Source organism: Paenibacillus sp. MY03, assembly GCF_002165585.1.
GTDB classification, from domain to species: domain Bacteria; phylum Bacillota; class Bacilli; order Paenibacillales; family Paenibacillaceae; genus Pristimantibacillus; species Pristimantibacillus agaridevorans.
Window position 1 is genome coordinate 1 of the sequence record NZ_MXQD01000061.1, and the last position, 18969, is coordinate 18969.

Genomic DNA, 18969 nt, shown 5'->3' on the forward strand with positions numbered 1-18969 from the left:
TAAAGATTGGTGGGTTTCTCAACAGTCTGAGGATTTCCCCTTATTGCTGCAGATCAGGATACTGACACCAAATTAACGGGACTTTTTCCCGTTATTAGCTTGGGGTAGACACACCGGGAAACGAGTCACGATAATCCCAATGGGAGCTATCCTTCACCTTTCACAAATTTTTCGACGAACCCAGTAAACTCCTAATTACAGCTGCACATCCCCTATAGTGTACCTCGGATTAGCTGCAGCCCTTCTCCTTCTCCTTCTCCATGTTTAACCCTTTTTTCCATGATGCCGAGCTTCAGCAAGCTTGCTGCTGCTATGCAGTCGAATTTGTCCTAAAACAAGGTGAAACTGCTGTCGCCGTCCTTTGGCGGTGCAGCGCGTTTCATTCCGAGAATTATAGGGCAAGTATGGAGAAAACTTATACTTTCCTATAATTCAAAAAAAGCCTCTGACATGGATCAGAAGCTCGATTTATTATGGGCTTGTATACTGCCTCTATTTGCTTGTAACTTGAGGGCAGCTGCGGCTCTCTTCGTTATCTCCTCCCCTCGGAGGACGATGGTTTGAGCTGCGCCAGAAACGATTTCGGAATATCCGTTTCGAACCGCAGCAGCTCGCCCGTAGTCGGATGGGAGAAAGCCAGCACGCGAGCGTGCAAGCCCAGCCTGCCGAGCACCTTGGAGCGGGAGCCGTATTTTTTGTCACCTACGATGGGATGCCCGAGATCCTCCATATGGACGCGAATTTGATTTTTGCGTCCGGTCTCGAGCCGAACCTCCAGTAATGTGCAGGCGCTGCCGGCTTGAAGCGTTTTGTAATGCGTCACGGCATGCTGCCCGTCGCCCTGCCGCTGGCTGGAGTACATCTTTAGCGTGCTGCTCTCTTTCAGCCAGGACGTTATCGTCCCCTCCGCTTTTTTTACATTGCCTTCGACCAAAGCAACATACGAGCGCTCCTTGACGGCTTCCTGCCAAGCGTTCTGAAGCTGCTGCTGGATCCTCTCGCTTTTGGCGAACATCATCACGCCCGACGTGTCTCGATCCAGGCGGTGCACGACGAAGATCCGGCTCTTGGGATCTTTGGCACGGACATGCGCCATAAGCTGGCGATAGGCGGTGATCTCGTTGTCTTGGCCTGTCGAGATCGACAACAGCCCGGCATCCTTTCGAATAACGATAATGTCCTCGTCCTCATGCAGGATGTCGAGACCGACGAGAGGCGTTTCCTCCACCACGCGCTCCCTGCTGACGGAGACGGTCTGCCCGGGCTCAAGAGGATGGTTGTACTCTTTTACGACCACGTTGTCGACCGAAACTTGCCCGCGGGCCAGCATCGATTTCGCGGAATTGCGGCCAAGCTTGGATGTATGGATGAGAAAAAGCAGCAGCTCCGTCGTTTCCTTCACGGTATACCGGCTGGCATTCGGACGGCTCGCACTCGGGCGGCTCGCACTTGGACGGCTCGCACTTGGACGGCTGGCACCCTGGCGGCTGGTATTCGGGCGGCTGGCTTTAGGTGGGTTACTTCTGTTCTTCTGCTTCATGGGGGGGCCTCCTGCTTCCAAAAAAACGTTCGTCTTGATTCGTGTCAACTATATCATTTTCGCGCCGCGAATGCTATGGCGGGCTGGCTGGGGCAAGCTATCCATCCCGGCAAAATCGATGATCCTCCTCCTCTCTTTTAACGCCATAGTTTTCACATATTGTGCCGACTTCTGTCGTCGAAAGTCGAATTTTTAATCATTATTTAGATTGTATTGATCATAAATATGCGTATCACGAAATTTTCTCCCTCTCATTATGGAAATCTCCCCCTTCCTGAAATCGTTTCTTCGTCCCATGATAGAAGTGACCACAATTATTTTGCAAATTGCCAACAAAGGAGGCCGTAACCACTAGACCACAAGACCACAAGACCGCTCCCAATCAATCCTCTCACCTAGATCTTGCGCAAGCCTGAGCATGGCTGCAACATCCTTTCGAAAAAAAACATTCGAGGTGATCTGGTGTATACGTCAACCCGCAAACTGTTCGCGAAGCCGACCGTCCTGTCGTTATGTCTCGCTTTGCTAATCAGCCTCCTCTACGTCCCCGCCGCCATTAATGCCGCAGACGAACCGCCCGGGCAAGATCCCGCAGCACCGCAAAATCTCCGCATCGTCGACTTGTCCCACAACATGGCAACGTTCGAATGGGACTTCATCGGCAACGATCAGGATCCTCAGCATCCTAACGATATCGACATTTGGGATGCCGATACCAATTCCTATCTGACTTGGGGCAACCGCTGGACGCACGCGTTAGGCGGACTGACGCCCGAGACCACTTACCGCATCTATATCACATGGTACGAACGGCCCGCAACGCTTGCGCATAAGAGCAACGTGCTGGAATTCACGACAACGGCCGACATGAGCGAATACAAGGAAGCGCCGCTGACGCCGCCGCAAAACTTTAAGGTATCCGACATTACGGAAACCGGCATCACCTTCGGCTGGACGACCAGCCCCCAGGCAACGGGTTATGATCTCTACATGGACGGAGACTGGAAGGCCGGCGTATGGAACGGTACGGACAACGCCATGACCTACACGATCCCCGAGGAGAAACGGGTCGCCGGCGCTTCGCTCAGCTTCTATCTCGGCGCCCAGGATCCCGCGAACGCGCGAGTCTCCGCGAACAGCAACGAGATCGACCTGATCTGGGGCGAGCTCGCCGCGCCGTCCGATCTGCAAGTCGTCACCGCCAACCGCGATACGGTAAATCTCGGCTGGGCGCCCGTTCCCGGCGCGACGTTATACACCGTCTATCAGGGCGGCACGGTTATCGGCACGACATCCGAGCCTCGGCTGACAGCCTCCGGCCTGGCGGAAGGACAGTCCTACGACTTCACGGTGCGGGCCGCGAACCAGCTCTGGGAATCCCCGATCAGCGAGACGCTCTCCGCCGTGCCCGGCGCGGAATACACCAACGTCACGTATTACACGGCCTGGTCGCTGTCCGAGCAAGGACGCAACTTTAGGCCGGAGGATGTCGATTACAACAACTTCACCCATATCAATTACGCATTCGCCGATCTGTGCTGGAAGAAATTCGGCTCCGGCGCGACGGCGTGCCAAAATGAGAATATTCCGCTGCAGAGCGACTACGTTCATGACGGCGAAGTGATCCTTGGCGACGCCGACTTTGATCCTAGAAACTTCGCGAGCTTCAAAACCATCAAAGAGGAGAACCCTCACTTAAAGCTGTTGGTCTCGGTCGGCGGCTGGTCGTGGTCGAACAACTTCTCGCCCGTAGCGGCAACGGAGCTGACCAGACGCGCTTTCGCGAACTCAGCCGTGAATTTCATCCGGGAATATGGCCTCGACGGCCTCGACATCGACTGGGAGTACCCCGTGGAGGGCGGCGAAGAGGATAACGCGCACTCTCCCGAGGACAACGTCAATTTCACCTTGCTTATGAAGACCATTCGCGAAGCGTTCGACGCCGCGGGCTCCGAGGACGGTCGTTATTATTTGCTCACCATCGCTTCCGGCCAAGGCGACAACTTCGTCGTGAACGCGGATCTGAAAAACTCTTCCGTCTATCTGGACTATATCAATATCATGACCTACGACTACAGCGGCAACTGGGAGCTGTTCGCGCATCATAACGCTCCGCTCTATCATGACGGCAGCCATCCCATGGATTACGCGGCGCGCAACAACGTAAGCGGCGGCGCGGTCGGGCATCTTAACGGCGGCGTTCCGGCCGAGAAGCTCGTACTGGGCATTCCGTTCTACGGCAAGGGCTGGGCGGGCTGCTCCGACGGAGGCCAGTACGGCACCTGCACGACTATTCCGAGCGGCACCTGGGAAGCCGGCGTCTTCGATGTAGCGGACTTGGAGAACAATTACGCCGGCAAAAACGGTTACGTGAAACACTGGAACGCCGCGTCCAAAACAGCCTACCTCTGGAACGAGGAGAACGGCACGTTCATTACCTACAACGATGAAACGTCCATGAAATACAACGCCTCCTTCGTTAAATCTCTGAATCTCGCGGGCGTCATGAGCTGGGAAGTGAGCGGCGACCGCAACCGCACGCTGCAAAATCAGCTGGCGCATGATCTGCCCCTGGACGGGACGGCGAACGAGGAAGCGCTCCCGGCGCCGGCCGGACTTGCGATTGCGGGCAAAGGCAGCAGCCACGCGCAATTGAAGTGGAACGCCGTCGATGGAGCCGACGGTTACGAGATTTTCGTGAACCGCAAATATATCGACGCGACGGAAGGCACATCCTTCAATCTTGAAGGCCTGTCGGCAAGCACGAGCTATTCCGTCTATGTCCTCGCCGTTTCTAAGGATGGGGAGAGCATCGGAGAAGTATCCCCCGCAAGCGTGATAACCGTTACGACGGATGCTCCTGTCTCCTACGTGCCGCCTGCGCCGCCAGCCAAGGATAAGAACGAACTCGACGGCAGCGTATCGAAGCAGAACGGCAAGCTGACGATCTCGGTGCAGGAATATCTGGCTCTTAATACTATCAAGGGTAACGCATCCGCTGCATTTAAAATAACGGCCGACGCCGCGGCGGACAGCGTGGAGGTGCTTCTGCCGAAAGCCGTCGCGGAGGCGATTGCCGACAAAGGCGAGGACGCGGGGCTGACAATCATTTGGGGCGGCGTCGCCTATGCCATACCGGCCAGCGCACTGCAGCATGGAGCGGATATTCGCATCACGCTTGCCCCGCCAGCCGGAGACGCAGCGGGAAACATCGAAGAAGATGCGAAAGCTGCTGGCATCAGGCTCCTCGCGGAGCCGATCGACTTCATCATCGCAGCTAAGAAGGATGATGGCCAGTATGAGGAAATCACCGACTTCGACGGCAGCCTGTTGAAGCGAAGCTTCACGCTGGATGGCGCGGACGCGGACGGCAACAGACTCATCGGCGTCCTCTACTTGCCGGAGAGCGGACAATTCCGTCCCGTCGCCACTACTGCGACGGAGAATGAGGACGGCACGATTACGGTGGAGCTGACTCGCGACGGCAACAGCATCTACACCGTAGCCGCAACCGGCTTCGAATTCGAGGACGTCGCCATGGACTGGGCCCGAGACGCGATTGAGCTTGCAACGGCGAGTCTGCTCATCGCCGGCAAGAGCGAGACGAGATTCGGAGCGGCGGATGCCATTACCCGCGCGGAATTCGTCTCCATGGTCACAAGAGCGCTCGGCATACTGCCGAGTCAAGGGGAACACGTCTTTGGCGACGTAGATCCCGGCTCCGCATTCGCCGGCGACATTGCCGCCGCTGCAGCGGCGGGGCTGATCGCCGGCAAGACGTCGGACGTCTTCCATCCCGATCGCGCCATAACACGCCAAGACATGGCCGTCGTGCTGGGACGGGCGCTTTCCCTCTCCGGACTCGTGGGCAGCGCAGACCCCGCCCGACTGGATCGCTTCGGCGACCGCGACGCTATCGCGGGATATGCTCGAGATGCGGCCGCATGGCTTGCGCAGCTGGGCATTCTGAGAGGCGTCTCCGAGACGGCGTTCAGTCCAACGACGAACGTCACCAGGGCACAGGCGACCGTGGCCGTCATTCGAATGCTGGAGAGCTTGAAGTAGCTCTCGACGGCAGGTTCGTCTTCTTAACATGCAGCATACCTTGATCGAAAATCATTTAAAAAAAGCGGTGCCAGGAGACTATCCCTGCACCGCTTTTTTTTGATTTACAGCAGTCTCCGACCAGCCGCCCACGTCCATAATCAACAAGTACATAACGTTTGTTGACTATAGTATCAAGTTTGTTGTCTAGAAGCATCGAATCCATCCATTATACAATAGGGGGCAAGCAGGAGAAACACCGGAAGGAGCGACAGACATGAGTATGGCAACCGAACGCCGCAACAAAAGAAAGCGTTCGCAATTTCGTTGGCGCAAGCAGGATACGGAACTGACACTCTTGGCACTGCCCACGACGATTTGGTACCTATTGTTCTGTTTCCTGCCTATGTTTGGAATCATTATCGCCTTCAAGAACTTCAAGATTAGCGGCGGCTTCTTGAGCAACGTGTTTAACAGCCCTTGGGTCGGCTTCAAAAACTTCGAGTTTTTATTTACGTCGAACGACGCTTGGATCATTATTCGAAATACGATCGGATACAACATTATTTTTATCGTTCTAGGCATTGTGCTTCCCGTTCTGTTTGCGATTATGATCGGCCTGCTCCACAATCGCAAAGCAAGCAAAATCTATCAGACCATGATGTTCCTCCCCTACTTCCTGTCCTGGGTTGTCGTATCCGCCGTAGGCTGGGCGTTCCTCAGTTTCGATAAAGGGATTCTCAACCAAATGCTTGCGAGTGCAGGCAGCGATCCCGTTAACTGGTACATGGAACCGGCATACTGGCCGTACTTTCTGATTCTGCTTAATGTTTGGAAGGGCTTAGGTTATGGCATGGTCATTTATTTGGCAACGATCACAAGCCTTGACAGCACCTATTATGAAGCGGCCGTTATTGATGGCGCCTCCATTTGGCAGCAGACGAGGTACATTACGCTGCCGATGCTCAAGCTCGTTATCGTCATGCTGTTCATTTTGGCGGTCGGACGTATATTCTACACCGATTTTGGCCTGTTCTACCAGGTCACGCGAGATTCCAATTCGCTGTTCAACGTGTCTACAACAATCGATGTCATGGTATACAAACAACTCAAGTCCGCTACCTTGGGGATGGCGGCCTCTGCCGCATTCGTGCAGTCCGTACTGGGTTGCGCAACGATTCTGGCCGCTAATTGGATCGTCCGCAAAATAGATCCGGATAGCGCGATGATGTAAGGAGGTAAGACATTGGCGACGAGAACGACTTACGAAACGGGCCTCGAAAAATTCAACCGTACCAGCAAAGCCGTAGACATCCTCTTTAACCTGAACTTTATCATCTTGGCGCTGCTCTGCGTCATACCCGTCATTGTAGTTTTATCCATCTCCTTATCCAGCGAAAACTCCATACGCGAGACGGGTTACCGCTTGTTTCCGGTTGCCATGTCGGGAGAGGCCTACGCCTTTGTCGTCCAGCAAGGAACCATGATTCTGCGGGCTTTCGGCGTATCCGCGCTAGTTACCGTGGCAGGCACCGTGATTGGTGTACTGCTTACCACCACTATGGGCTATGCGCTTTCTCGCCCATCCTACAAGCTGCGCGGCTTCCTGACTTGGGTTGTCTTTATCCCCATGATATTTAATGGCGGCCTGGTATCCAGCTACTTCATCAACACCAATTTATTAGGGCTAAAAGATAGCGTCTGGGCGCTTATTTTGCCGCTGGCCGTGTCGTCATTCAACGTGATCATTTGTAAAACCTTTTTTAAAAGCACGATTCCCGACGGACTGGTCGAATCCGCCGAAATAGACGGCGCGAGCCAACAGCGGATCTTCTTTTCCATCATCCTTCCGATTTCCTTGCCGGTCATTGCTACCATCGGACTGTTCCTCTGCTTCTCTTATTGGAATGATTGGTTCCAATCGATGCTCTATATCGACAACCAGAACCTCTATTCTCTGCAGGCGCTGTTAAATAGCTTGATGAGCAATGTGGACGCGCTTGCCAAAAATGCCGCGAGCATGGGCGTCAGCTACGCCGTGCTTGTCGCAACGATGCCGAAGGAATCCGCGCGCATGGCCGTAGCCATTATTATCGTATTGCCTGTAGCCTTCGCCTACCCGTTCTTTCAGAAATATTTTATTTCCGGACTAACGATCGGCGCCGTCAAAGGATAAAAAAGAATCCACATCATTGAGACGCCTCGATAGAGGATTTCTCATAGATCAACGCACGACCGTTACAGCCATACCACTTCCAAAAGGGGGAAATGAAATGAAGAAGTCTTGGAAGCTCGTCTCTACGCTTTGCATTCTCACGCTGATGGCGGCCGCCTTGGCAGCCTGCTCCGGCTCGAACACGCCTTCCGCAACAAACGAACCGCAGTCGGCCACGGACGCGCCTAAGAAAACCGATGCGCCCAGCAAGGAAATTCCGACATTGGTCTGGTGGCTCATCGGCGGCCAAGTCCCTAACAACTTCGACAAAGCCGTCGATGCCATGAATGCGTACACGGCCGAAAAAATCGGCGTAAAAATCGATATCAAAGTAGCCAGCTGGGGCGAATGGGATACCAAAATAAACACGATCGTGAATACGGGCGAACCCTTTGACATCATGTTCACAAACAGCGGCAAATACAGCAAACAGGTGGCTATGGGGGCTTTTGCCGATATCACGGATCTGGTTCAAAGCGAAACGCCCGACTTATACAAATTGATTCCCGAAAAGGTATGGGACGGCACGAAAATCGGCGGCAAATATTATTCCGTTCCCACCTATAAGGATTCATCGCTAACGCAATATTGGGTGTACGACGACAAGTACGTGCAAAAATACAATATCGATATTAACAGCATCAAAACGCTGCAGGACCTTGACGGGCCGCTGCGCAGCATGAAGTCTGGCGAAGGCAAGAGCTTCTACCCGTTGCCAATGACGCAAGGCGAAGGCTTAAACGGATTTTTTAACACTTATGACGATTTAACGCTGGGCTTCGCTCCAATTGGTGTAAGAACAGACGATGAATCGCGCACGGTCGTCTCCGTTCTCGAGCAGCCTGACATTATGGCCAATTTAAAGCTCCTGCATCAATGGTATCAAGATGGCATTATCAATCCGGATGCTCCGACCAAAACCGAAAATGACAAAGGCAGAGCATTTTTTGCCGCTCAGGCTTTCCCAGGTGCAGAAGTAAGCTGGCAAATCAATGATGCTGTCGAAAAGTATAGTATGGTTCAGCACTTCGGGCCGATCTATACAACGAGCACGATCCAAGGCTCCCTGAACGCGATTTCCGCCAATTCGAAATATAAAAAAGAAGCTCTGAAGTACCTCGAATTGGTCAATACGGATCCAAAATTGCGCAATATGCTGGCTTTCGGCGAGTTAGGCGTAGACTATAATAACGTCAATGGCGAAAAGGTAATCGAGCGTATTTCGGATACTTGGCCGCTGGCTGCTTACTCCCAAGGCACCTTCTTTAACCTGGCGGTTACCAAAGGCGCTCCCGAGGATCAATGGGATCAGGTTAAAAAGCTCAACGATGCGGCGATCTCTTCCACTGTACTCGGATTCGCGCTGGACATCAGCAACATTCAGACCGAGCTGGCAAATAGCCAAGCGGTATGGGATAAATACAAATATGAACTCATTACGGGCGCATCCGATCCGGAGAAAATGATTCCAAAAATTACTGCGGAATTAATGTCCGCCGGCATGGACACGATTATGAAAGCCGCTCAAGAGCAAATTAACGCCTACTTCAAATAATTGAATGAATAAGCATCCCATATGAAGACACTTTGTATGGGATGCTTGTTTCTTGTTCTTATTTCTTGTTTACCGTGCTGTCTATGAAGCTTCCGTTAATCATGATAAAGTAGTATGGTAAATACTTACTTCCTGTGAGTTGCCGCAAACGAGGTGTTCTATGGGCTCTTTTCTGCAAATAAAAATTTATCGTTACAAGTTTATTGCCTATGTCATCTTTGTCGTGATCATTGGTCTCGCGCTCGGCCTTCTGACCTGCGCAATGCTGCTGAATCAATGGATCGGCGATGCCCGGCTAGAGGCCGCTAATGCTTTCGCGAGCGTAGAGAACGAGCTCCAGTATGATGCCGACCGAATCGAGGCTTACATGCAGCGCATTTACTCCAATCATAGTCTGATGGAAGATGCTCGCAGCTTTTTAAGCAGCAGCGTCGAAGGTTATTTAACCGACAGTCTGCAAAACAGCCAATTCTCGCAGCCTTGGGTATCCTTCCCGGAGGATATTAAAACCTACCTGTACCACTGGGCGCAAGGCGGGATCACGCAGGTAAGTCTGCATACGAACCAATACGGCAATGTCGTACACTTTAGCGATAACGGAATTGCAAGCTACAAGTTCGGGATCCCCAACACGGACGAAGCTTTCCGCGATACCCTTTTAAAAGGATTCGTATACCGCAAAAAATTATCGGATCCAGCACAGGGCTCTAAAGAATTAGGGGAGCTTCGGTTCCTGGTCAGCAGTGACCAAATCTTTAAATCCGTAGCCAATTATCGTTTGGGAAAGGCCGCTGCAGTCAGCGCCTCCCGCGAAATCTACCTGATCGGCAACGAACAGGACCAGGAGTTAAAGGAATTATCCCGTCTGGCAGCGGCGAACGGCCCCGGTCATGGTTATATCTCGCAAGGATTTTTAGATCATAACTTTTTTATCACCTTTACGTCCACCAAGTTCAATTTCAAATTCGTCAGCATCGTTGATTTATCTATGCTCATCAGGCAGCATGCCAACATGCTGATTACCGTCTTTCTAATCGTCTTAACGACCATGATCAGCGTGCTGCTGCTCATCGTGTACAATCTGCGAGATGATTCCCGCTTCTTGCACCGTATCATTCAATCAATCGGACGCGTAAAAACGGCCAATTTCACTCCCAATCGCCCTGCCCGTTACCGTCGCAACGAATACGGCATGATCGCAAGGGAATTAGACGATATGATTCAACAATTGGATAAACATATCCGCAATGAATATTTGTTAAAGCTCAAACAGCAAGAAACCGAAATGAAAGCGCTTCAGAACCAAATCAACCCTCATTTTCTCTATAATACGTTAGAGGTTATCCGTTCTACCGCCCTTGTTAATCAAGACAGGGACACCGCCGATGCCATCGCCACGCTAGGAGCGCTCTTTCGCGAAATTGTCAAAAAGGAAAATATCATCCCGATTGCAAGCGAACTCGAATTGTTGCAGAAATACTTGGAAATTATGGAGTTTAAGTATCCGGGACGTTTTTTTTATCAAGTGAATGTAGACCAGGCCTTGCTCTCGATCCCTACCGTAAAATTTTGGATGCAGCCATTGGCTGAAAACTTTTTCGTCCATGGTTTTAACGCCAACAGCGAGTTTAACTTGTATGTCGTTAACGGCTGGGAAGCCGAAGAACATTATGTATTGGAGTTCGTGGATAACGGGCACGGTATCCATGCGGACCGTCTGCATGCGGTTCAAAAAACGCTTTCGAGCCATGACGATCCTTCTTCCGACAGTATCGGTTTACGCAACGTCTATACAAGACTTCACTTCTTTTATGGCAAAAGCTTTTCTATCGAAATCGAAAATAACGAGGAAGCTGGCGTTAAAATTTCCGCACGGATTTCAAAAGAGGTGATCGAACATGTACAAACTGTTGATTATCGATGACGAACCTCAGATTTTGGAGGGAATGAAGCGCATCTTGGACTGGAAGCAATACGGGTTCAGTCGGATCGATACATGCGAATCCACGGAGGCAGCTATGTCCATGGTCGTAGATGTGCAGCCGGATGTCGCTATTTTTGATGTATGCATTGGCAAAAATCTTGGTTATGAAGCGATCTTCCGACTCAATGAGCTCCAAATCCCGACCAAATATGTCATCATGAGCGGGTATAGCGAATTCACGTATGCCCAAGAAGCGATTCGTTGCGGCGTCAAAGACTACTTGCTCAAGCCCGTAGATCGTACAAAGCTGCAGCGGGTGATAGAAAAAATTATCGTCGAGGATCTCCATGGCACGATAGGCAATGCAAGAAACGAAAGCTTGAACAAGGATCCCGTGCTGGGAGTAAGCTATGACAGCTTATCCAAGCTGCTCAACCGCATTCTGCTGATGATCAAGACGGAGTATACGCAAAATATTACCTTAAAATCGATCGCGGAGCGTTTTCAGATGAACAGCACCTATCTTGGACAATTATTTCTCAAAGAATCGGAAATGAAATTTTCGGAATATCTTATGGCTTACCGAATGCTCCTCGCGCAAGAACGAATTCAAGCGTCGGATGAAAAGATCTCATCTATCGCGCTTTCTGTCGGCTATAACAATCTCAATTATTTCTATATGCACTTTCATAGCTATTTTGGAAAATCTCCCTCGGATCTGCGGGGGAAAGGTTAACGACGAGCTTGGCGGAAAGGAGATTATCGATGCTCACGCACTCTACCCGCAAATGTATGTTGACAATCGGTCTTATCCTGCTGCTTGCAGCGTATTCGACCGGTTGCTCCAGGCAGTCTGGCAGATACTACGATCATTATGACGGCGAAACCGTTAATCTGATTTATTACACGATTGGCGAACCCGACAAGGATCTAAAGCTCGTAAACGATAAAATAAACGAAATCATGGCACGCAAAATCGGCGTGACGATCACTTATATCAAGATTGGTTGGCAGGAGTATGAAGAACGATTAAACACGCTTATATCCGCCGGGTCTCCTTTCGACATTGCTTTTGCGCCCAACTATGCGGCTACCGCCATGCGCGGCGCATGGTTAAAGCTTGACGACTATCTCGCAAGCCTGGGCAAGGATTTGTACGACACCATAGACCCTACCTTTTGGCAAGGAGCGCAAATGAACGACGGAGGCATCTACGGCGTGCCCACCAATAAAGAACTGGCCGTCCGCGATCATTGGATGTACCCCGCTTCCATCGTACAAAAATACGATATCGACATTACGAAGTACAATACGCTGGAATCGCTTGAACCTTTGCTCCGGATGATACAGCAAAATGAACCTGCATACCTCCCCATGGAGCTGGATCGGGATTCGCACAACTTTTTTGCTCTCTATGGCTACGAATACGTCATGAACCATAAAATTCCCTTAATGGTGAAATCGCTGGATCCAAACGCCGAGGTCGTGAATATCTTCGAAACAAAGGAAGCCCGGCAGGTTTTGGATACGTTGCGGCGTTATTATAAAGAGGGTTTTATTAACAAAGACGCGGCTCTCCGGGAGCCTGGCGGACTTAAGCGCGGGGAAAAAGTATTTTGGAAGTCCTCCGGCGGCGGGCCGCTCTCGGAGACGACCTGGAGCAAGGATCGCGGCTACAAAGTGGTATCGAATCCCGTAACCCCCAGCGTCGTCACGACAGAAGCGGTACGCGGAGGCATCATGGCCGTCAATGCAAACACCAAACATCCCATTGAAAGCATCCAGTTTCTCAATCTGCTCAATACCGATCCCGAAATTCGAAACTTATTTAATTACGGGATCGAAGGGGTGCATTACAGACTCAATGAACAAGGGCAAGCGATCCCGATTCCCGGCAGGGACAGCCGCGGCAACCCGATTCCGGATGCGCCGGCGAGCTATGCGGGAGTCCAATATACGCAGGGCAACTGGTTTATCCTGAGAACCATGGGGGGCGATAGTCCGGAACCCCTCGATAAATGGGACCAATTTCGTGAATACAATGCCGAAACCGTCAAGTCTGCCGTGCTCGGCTTTACTCCCGATCTATCCGAGCTGACCGTCCAAATCGAAAACATCGAAGGGGTATGGAGGAAATATTATTCCAGTCTAATGACCGGTACCGTCGATGTCGACTCGATCCTCCCCAAGTTTAATGAAGAGCTAAAGCAAGCAGGCATCGAAGAAGTAAGGATGAACGTACAGAAGCAGCTGGATGCGCGGCCTACAAACACCTGAAGGTGATTCCAAAATCCGAAACGCCGAGTACGCTTGCGAGCCGTTACGAAAAAAAGGGTTATCTCTCCGTCTCGACGCGATGATCAAAAACGGAGGGATAACCCGCTTTTTGGTGCAAAGACTTAATCGTGAAACTTGTACGTATAGAACCGCTCCGTGCCGAACCTCTCCACCAAATCGGCCTTCGACATCTTGGCCGGGGACGGGAACTGGGATCGATGCGCGGAGATGGAAGCCACCTTCTGCGGCAAGGTCTCCCGTACGTCGTATTGAACATCGGGCGCGCCCAGCGCGACGACATGGTCTTTGGAGAATGCGACGCACAGCAGCTTGGGCCGATCTTCGGCAGGTATCCTGCCAATTACCCGTACGACCGCCGCACCGGTGGCGTCATGGTCGGGATGGACGCTGTAGCCGGGATAGAAGGTAAAGACCAATGTCGGGCGAACCTCATCCAGCAGTCCCGCGATGACCGATTCGAGCAGCTCCGGCTCTTCGAATTCGATCGTTTTGTCATGGAAACCGAGCAGTCGGAGATCCTGAATGCCGATGGCACGGCAAGCCTCCTCCAGCTCCAGCTTGCGGATGGCCGGCAGGGTTACCCGGCTCGCAAATGGCGGAACGCCCATGTTGCGGCCCATCTCTCCGAGCGTCAGGCAGCCGTAAGTGACTTGGGCACCCTCCCGCACGTACAGCGCCAGCGTCCCGGACATGCCATACGCTTCGTCGTCCGGATGCGGCAGCAGCACTAATATCCTTTCTGCCATGTCTATCTCTCCCTTCCGAACGGCTTCGGGCTCAGTTGCAGCGCAACGACCAGCTTGCCCGTGTTGTCATGGCCGGCCAAAATCAGCCGATCCGATTCCGTCTCTTCGTAATGGGTCAGACCCTCGCAATACACCCAGCCTTGAGCCATCTTAAGCCCGACCCGGTAAGGGCCGCCCCCGGAGATGCCTCCATGGGAATAAACGATGATGATATTGCTGATGAAGCTTGCGGCAGGATGCTTGGAACTATCGAAATGTGCGGCATATGCGCCCGTCGTCTGTTCCAAATGGAGATATAGAGGATCTCCCGTCATGCTATCAATTCGTTGCTGAATGACCGATGGGTCGATCGGAAGCATTGGCAGCACCTCGCTTTCTTAATCTATGGTCTGCCGTCGTGGTCGTGGCAAGACTCGCTCTATTAGTGTACTACAACTTAGTCGATTGGCTCCAGCAGTCCTTTGTTCAGACACATCGCGACCGACAGCGACTTCATGTTCGTCTCGCCGAACAGAATCTCGATGCCGTCTCCCGCCACCTTGGCAATGATGCCCGGTCCGAACACGCGATGATGCACGGACAAACCCGCCTTGAGCTGGGTTCGGTCGCGTAAAGCCCCGCCGTCCCGGCTCCCCGACGAAGCCGACGCGCTGTCGCGGACGCGACCCGAGCCTTGCGCTCCCGAGCCGCCCGGCCGTCCTTCCGTCGTCGTCACGGTCGGCACGCCGGGAGCCAGCGACGCCTTGAGTCGGCGGGCGGACGCGCCTCCTCCCCCGGAACCCGCCCAGCGGCGGGCGCCTTCTTCGCCCGCGGAATCCCACCCGCGCGCTCCCTCGCGGCCGAGACCGCCGCCGGCAAGTTCCCCGCCCGCCGCCAGCCGCTTGGCCACGACGGCTTTCGCCTCCGCCGCACGCTTCTCCGGCTCCACGATATCGCGCATCGCCTCCATGAAGGAGGATTCCGCCGTCTCTTCGCCGTCCCGCTTGCTGTACGAGATCAGCTCCAGATGATGGCGCGCCCGCGTCATGCCTACGTAGAACAGCCGCACCGCCTCTTCCATGAGAGGCTGTTCGCCCGTGCCGCCGTCCTTCTTGTGCGGTCCGGCATACTTGGCATCTTCCGACGAGGGGATGATGCCGTCGATGAGATCCACCATATAGACGCGGTCGAACTCCAGCCCCTTGGCGCTATGAAACGTCGAGAAGGTGACGGCATTTTGCCCCCGCCTGCCCTTGGCGGTACGGAGCAACGTCTCCAAATATTTAAGCCTGGCCGCGAAGTCCTCCATGCTCTCCAGCCCGTCGGCGATTTCCTCCAGCGTGTTTAGAATGCCGATCAAATACTCTTTGCGGAAGCCCAGTCGCTCGCACATTTTCTCCAGCGCCTTCTCGTATCCCAGACGTCCGCGAATGACCGCGATCGCCTGTTTCGGCGGCATGCCCCGCATGCCCTGAAACGTCTCTTTGGCATCCGCAATCGGCTTCGTCTGGTAGTCATGCAGCTTGACGAACCGCAGCAGATTGTCGAACACCGACTCGTTGTTGTCAATTTCCTTGAGCACCGCCATCTGATGTTTGCTGATGTAACCGTTCAGCTTCAGATGAATGCGCTCCAGCAAATCCGCGCGCCGATCCGTAAACGTCATCCGCATAAAGTTGAGCACGTCCTCCACCACCCAGTGGGAGAAAAAGCGGTTGTCCGCATCCTTCATATAGAAGGGGATGCCCGCGCGGTCGAATTCGTTCATTAGCACGATGGACGAAGCATTGTTGCGAAACAGCACCGCCGTCTCGGACAGCTTCTCTTCCCGCTGCAGCCGTTTCACGAGATATTTGGCCTGCTTGCGGTAGTCCGAGAATCGCTTGAACTTGGGCTTGTCCCCCGCCCCGTTCTTCGTGAACATATTTTTGGGATAACGGTTCTTGTTCCGCTTGATAAACTGGTTCGCAGCCTCCACGATCCCCCCGTCCGACCGGTAATTCTGCTCCATAAACAGGATCGCGGCCTTGGGGTAGCTCTCCTTGAAATTAAGCAAATAGGACGGCTCCGCCCCCCGCCAGCTATAGATCGACTGATCGTCGTCGGCCACGACGCACAGATTCCGATGACCCCGGACAAGCTTCTCGACGATCGCATGCTGCACCATGGACGTGTCCTGACTTTCGTCCGTCAGCACGTAGTCGTAGCGCCGCTGGTACTTCGCCAGCATGGCGGCGTCCCGCTCCAGCGACTCCTCGGCGATCGTCAGCATGTCGTCGAAGTCGATGAGCCTCTTTGCATGACCAGTCCGCTTGAAAGTCTCATATTCCCTCGCTATATCGCCGGCATTCGCGACATCCGTCTTAACGGAGTCCCAGTCGGCCTCGGGAATCATTCGATTTTTAGCGTAGCTGATAAAGGTCGTAAGCTCCTCCAACTGATCATCCGTTATATTCTCGCCGTTTACGCGCTTGAACAGGTTGCGCAGAATGATCCGCTTGTGCAGCGGAAGCCCTTCTTCGCCGAGCGCCTCCCCGTCCTCTTCTTCTTCGGTCCTGCCCTCGATAATCTGATAAGACGTGCCGTCTCTCCACAGCCGTTCTCTCGCAATCTCGAACGCGAGACTATGAATGGTAGAAAAATCGACGGGAGGCAGCGCGGGGAAAAACCGGGCGAACCGGTCCCTCATATCCCTCGCCGACGCCCGGCTGAACGTCACGGCCTTGATCCGCGAAGGGTCCGCGCCCTTCTCTTCGATGATGTAGCCGATGCGCATGATCATCGTCGTCGTCTTGCCGGATCCGGGCGAAGCCAGCAGAAGCAGCGGTCCTTCCGTCTGCAGGACGGCTTTCCGCTGCACTTCGTTTAGCTCGACGCCGAGCTCCCTTTTTTTGCGCGACAGAAAATCGTTGTTCCCCTTCATGCTCCCCTTGCCCTCTTTCCGCCCTCAGACTTGCTTGTTGCACTATTGTATCACAATCGGCGCCCGGGGGCTGAACGGGTGGGAGTCTTTGCGGATATCGCTACGAAGAAACCGGGATTTTTTTGCCCTTGCCCCGGAGCTTGGCAGCCTGCTTGTCCACAAAGAGCACGCTTTCAGAATCGATCTCCAGAACGCCATCGAGCTTCATGATCTCTTCCATCGCCTTGAGAAAATCGCTGGCCTTGAAACCTTTCAATTTGAACTGAAGCATTGTGCAATCCCCCTCCGCATCCGATGTTTCGTCGCTGAGCCGGAACTCTCTCCGTTCCTGCTTGATCATCAGATTCGATATTCGAATGTTATTCTCTTCGAACACCATGGCAATTCGCCCCCACAATCCGGGGCTGTCCATCACCTTCAGTTCGATTGACTGGTACCGACGATTGCGCAGCAGCACCTTCTCCCACTTGTTAAGAACATACAAGCTGATCAGCACCATCAGCGTACACACCAGCGCGCCTGTATAAAAGCCTGCGCCTACGCAGAGACCGATCGCAGCCACCGTCCAGATCGATGCCGCCGTCGTCAATCCTTTAATCACATTGCCATTGCGCAATATCGCGCCGGCCCCCAGAAAACCGATGCCGCTAATCACTTGCGCCGCCAGCCTTGCAGGATCGACCCGGACATTGGCTTCGTCGATAAATTGACCAAAGCCGTAGCTGGACATGAGCATGATGGTTGTAGAGCCGAGACAGACCAAAATATGCGTACGGAAGCCCGCCGCATGGTTGCTCCATTCGCGTTCTATGCCGATCAGGCCGCCCAGCAGCGCCGATAAAACCATACGGATTGATAAATCCAGCCAGGATATCTCCCACACGCTTTCCATCTCCATTAACATCGCCTATCACCCTTTCGCCATTGCCTACACGGAAATGGGGATTTATTCAGTAGAAAAGGGCCATAAGATGGCCCTTTCTTCTAATGCTCGATTATTGTTCCAGCACCCTTCTTAATAGCTCGGGCTTATTTGTAATAATGCCTGCTACATCCAATTCAATTAGTCTTTTCAAATCCGCTTCTTCATCCACTGTCCACGTATAAACGGTTTTGCCCGCATGATTTGCAATGTCCATAAAGGCTTCTGTTACAAGCGAGTGGTGCGGATGCAGCGAAAACACCTCGACTCCCGATTCGTTCTCGAACTTTTTGAAATCTGCAGCCTCGAGATCGTAAAGCAAGCCAATTCGAATTTCAGGCAATAATACTTTTAGCTCTGCCAAGCATCCATAATGGAACGATGATACGACTGTACCTCCGATCCGGTCCGTTTTTTTTAATACGTCAATTAAGCGATCTAACATCCCGGGCGTTTCGGCAGCTTTTATTTCCACATTAAACTGTACATTTGCAGGAACTTTCGTCAACACTTCTTCAAGCAGAGGAACATATTCCCCGGCATATTGATGACTAAACCACTTGCCGCAATCATAACCCTTAATATCTTTGTAATTAAGATTAGCGATGTCGCCTGCGCCATTAGTCGTGCGATCTAATGTGTGGTCATGAATAACGACGACCTGCTTATCCTTGGTAAGATGAACATCCAGCTCGATCATACCGCATCCCTGCCTGACACCTAGCATAAATGCCGCTAAAGAATTTTCGGGTGCCTCCGCCGAAGCGCCGCGATGCGCGATTACAAGTGGCTTTGCCGCTTTCATTCTGTTTCCTCCATTTTA

Annotated in this window: 13 protein-coding genes; 7 read left to right on the top strand and 6 right to left on the bottom strand. The window is 52.8% G+C overall.

The window, feature by feature from the left end; all coding sequences use genetic code 11:
* Positions 1 to 532: 532 nt before the first annotated feature.
* Positions 533 to 1540, bottom strand: a complete 1008-nt coding sequence (locus tag B1748_RS31930; protein WP_087572018.1) for an RluA family pseudouridine synthase — start codon at positions 1538 to 1540, stop codon at positions 533 to 535.
* Positions 1541 to 2002: 462 nt separating this feature from the next.
* On the opposite strand from B1748_RS31930, the gene B1748_RS31935 reads away from it, so the two are divergent.
* The 7 genes from B1748_RS31935 (at position 2003) to B1748_RS31965 (ending at position 13555) form a co-directional block, all read left to right on the top strand.
* Positions 2003 to 5605 carry a glycosyl hydrolase family 18 protein gene (locus B1748_RS31935; RefSeq protein ID WP_256976069.1) on the top strand — a complete coding sequence of 1201 codons (3603 nt, stop codon included), beginning with the start codon at positions 2003 to 2005 and terminating at the stop codon, positions 5603 to 5605.
* Between the two features lie 256 nt (positions 5606 to 5861).
* Positions 5862 to 6818, top strand: coding sequence for an ABC transporter permease (locus B1748_RS31940; RefSeq protein ID WP_087572019.1), 957 nt, complete (start codon positions 5862 to 5864; stop codon positions 6816 to 6818).
* Between the two features lie 12 nt (positions 6819 to 6830).
* Positions 6831 to 7760 (top strand): carbohydrate ABC transporter permease, encoded by a 930-nt coding sequence (locus B1748_RS31945; protein WP_087572020.1) that lies wholly within the window; start codon positions 6831 to 6833, stop codon positions 7758 to 7760.
* Positions 7761 to 7857: 97 nt separating this feature from the next.
* Entirely contained in the window at positions 7858 to 9354 is a 1497-nt protein-coding gene (locus B1748_RS31950; protein WP_087572021.1) for an ABC transporter substrate-binding protein, read from the top strand.
* Between the two features lie 160 nt (positions 9355 to 9514).
* Positions 9515 to 11278 carry a sensor histidine kinase gene (locus B1748_RS31955; RefSeq protein WP_087572022.1) on the top strand — a complete coding sequence of 588 codons (1764 nt, stop codon included), beginning with the start codon at positions 9515 to 9517 and terminating at the stop codon, positions 11276 to 11278.
* Positions 11253 to 12014, top strand: coding sequence for a response regulator transcription factor (locus B1748_RS31960; RefSeq protein WP_087572023.1), 762 nt, complete (start codon positions 11253 to 11255; stop codon positions 12012 to 12014). Before B1748_RS31955 ends, B1748_RS31960 begins: the two co-directional genes overlap by 26 nt.
* Before the next feature lie 29 nt (positions 12015 to 12043).
* Positions 12044 to 13555, top strand: coding sequence for an ABC transporter substrate-binding protein (locus B1748_RS31965; RefSeq protein ID WP_087572024.1), 1512 nt, complete (start codon positions 12044 to 12046; stop codon positions 13553 to 13555).
* A 122-nt stretch (positions 13556 to 13677) separates the two neighbouring features.
* On the opposite strand, the gene bshB2 is transcribed toward B1748_RS31965, so the two are convergent.
* The 5 genes from bshB2 to B1748_RS31990 all read right to left on the bottom strand — a co-directional run bounded on the left by bshB2 (position 13678) and on the right by B1748_RS31990 (position 18951).
* A complete protein-coding gene (bshB2, locus tag B1748_RS31970) occupies positions 13678 to 14322 on the bottom strand; it encodes a bacillithiol biosynthesis deacetylase BshB2 (protein ID WP_087572025.1) in 645 nt (214 codons plus the stop codon).
* Between the two features lie 2 nt (positions 14323 to 14324).
* Entirely contained in the window at positions 14325 to 14681 is a 357-nt protein-coding gene (locus B1748_RS31975) for a YojF family protein (protein WP_087572026.1), read from the bottom strand.
* Positions 14682 to 14758: 77 nt separating this feature from the next.
* Positions 14759 to 17224 carry an ATP-dependent helicase gene (locus tag B1748_RS31980; protein ID WP_087572027.1) on the bottom strand — a complete coding sequence of 822 codons (2466 nt, stop codon included), beginning with the start codon at positions 17222 to 17224 and terminating at the stop codon, positions 14759 to 14761.
* Between the two features lie 100 nt (positions 17225 to 17324).
* On the bottom strand, positions 17325 to 18128 hold the full coding sequence (locus B1748_RS31985; RefSeq protein WP_087572028.1) for an MgtC/SapB family protein: 804 nt from the start codon (positions 18126 to 18128) through the stop codon (positions 17325 to 17327).
* Positions 18129 to 18219: 91 nt separating this feature from the next.
* On the bottom strand, positions 18220 to 18951 hold the full coding sequence (locus B1748_RS31990) for a glycerophosphodiester phosphodiesterase (RefSeq protein ID WP_087572029.1): 732 nt from the start codon (positions 18949 to 18951) through the stop codon (positions 18220 to 18222).
* Between the last annotated feature and the right edge of the window lie 18 nt (positions 18952 to 18969).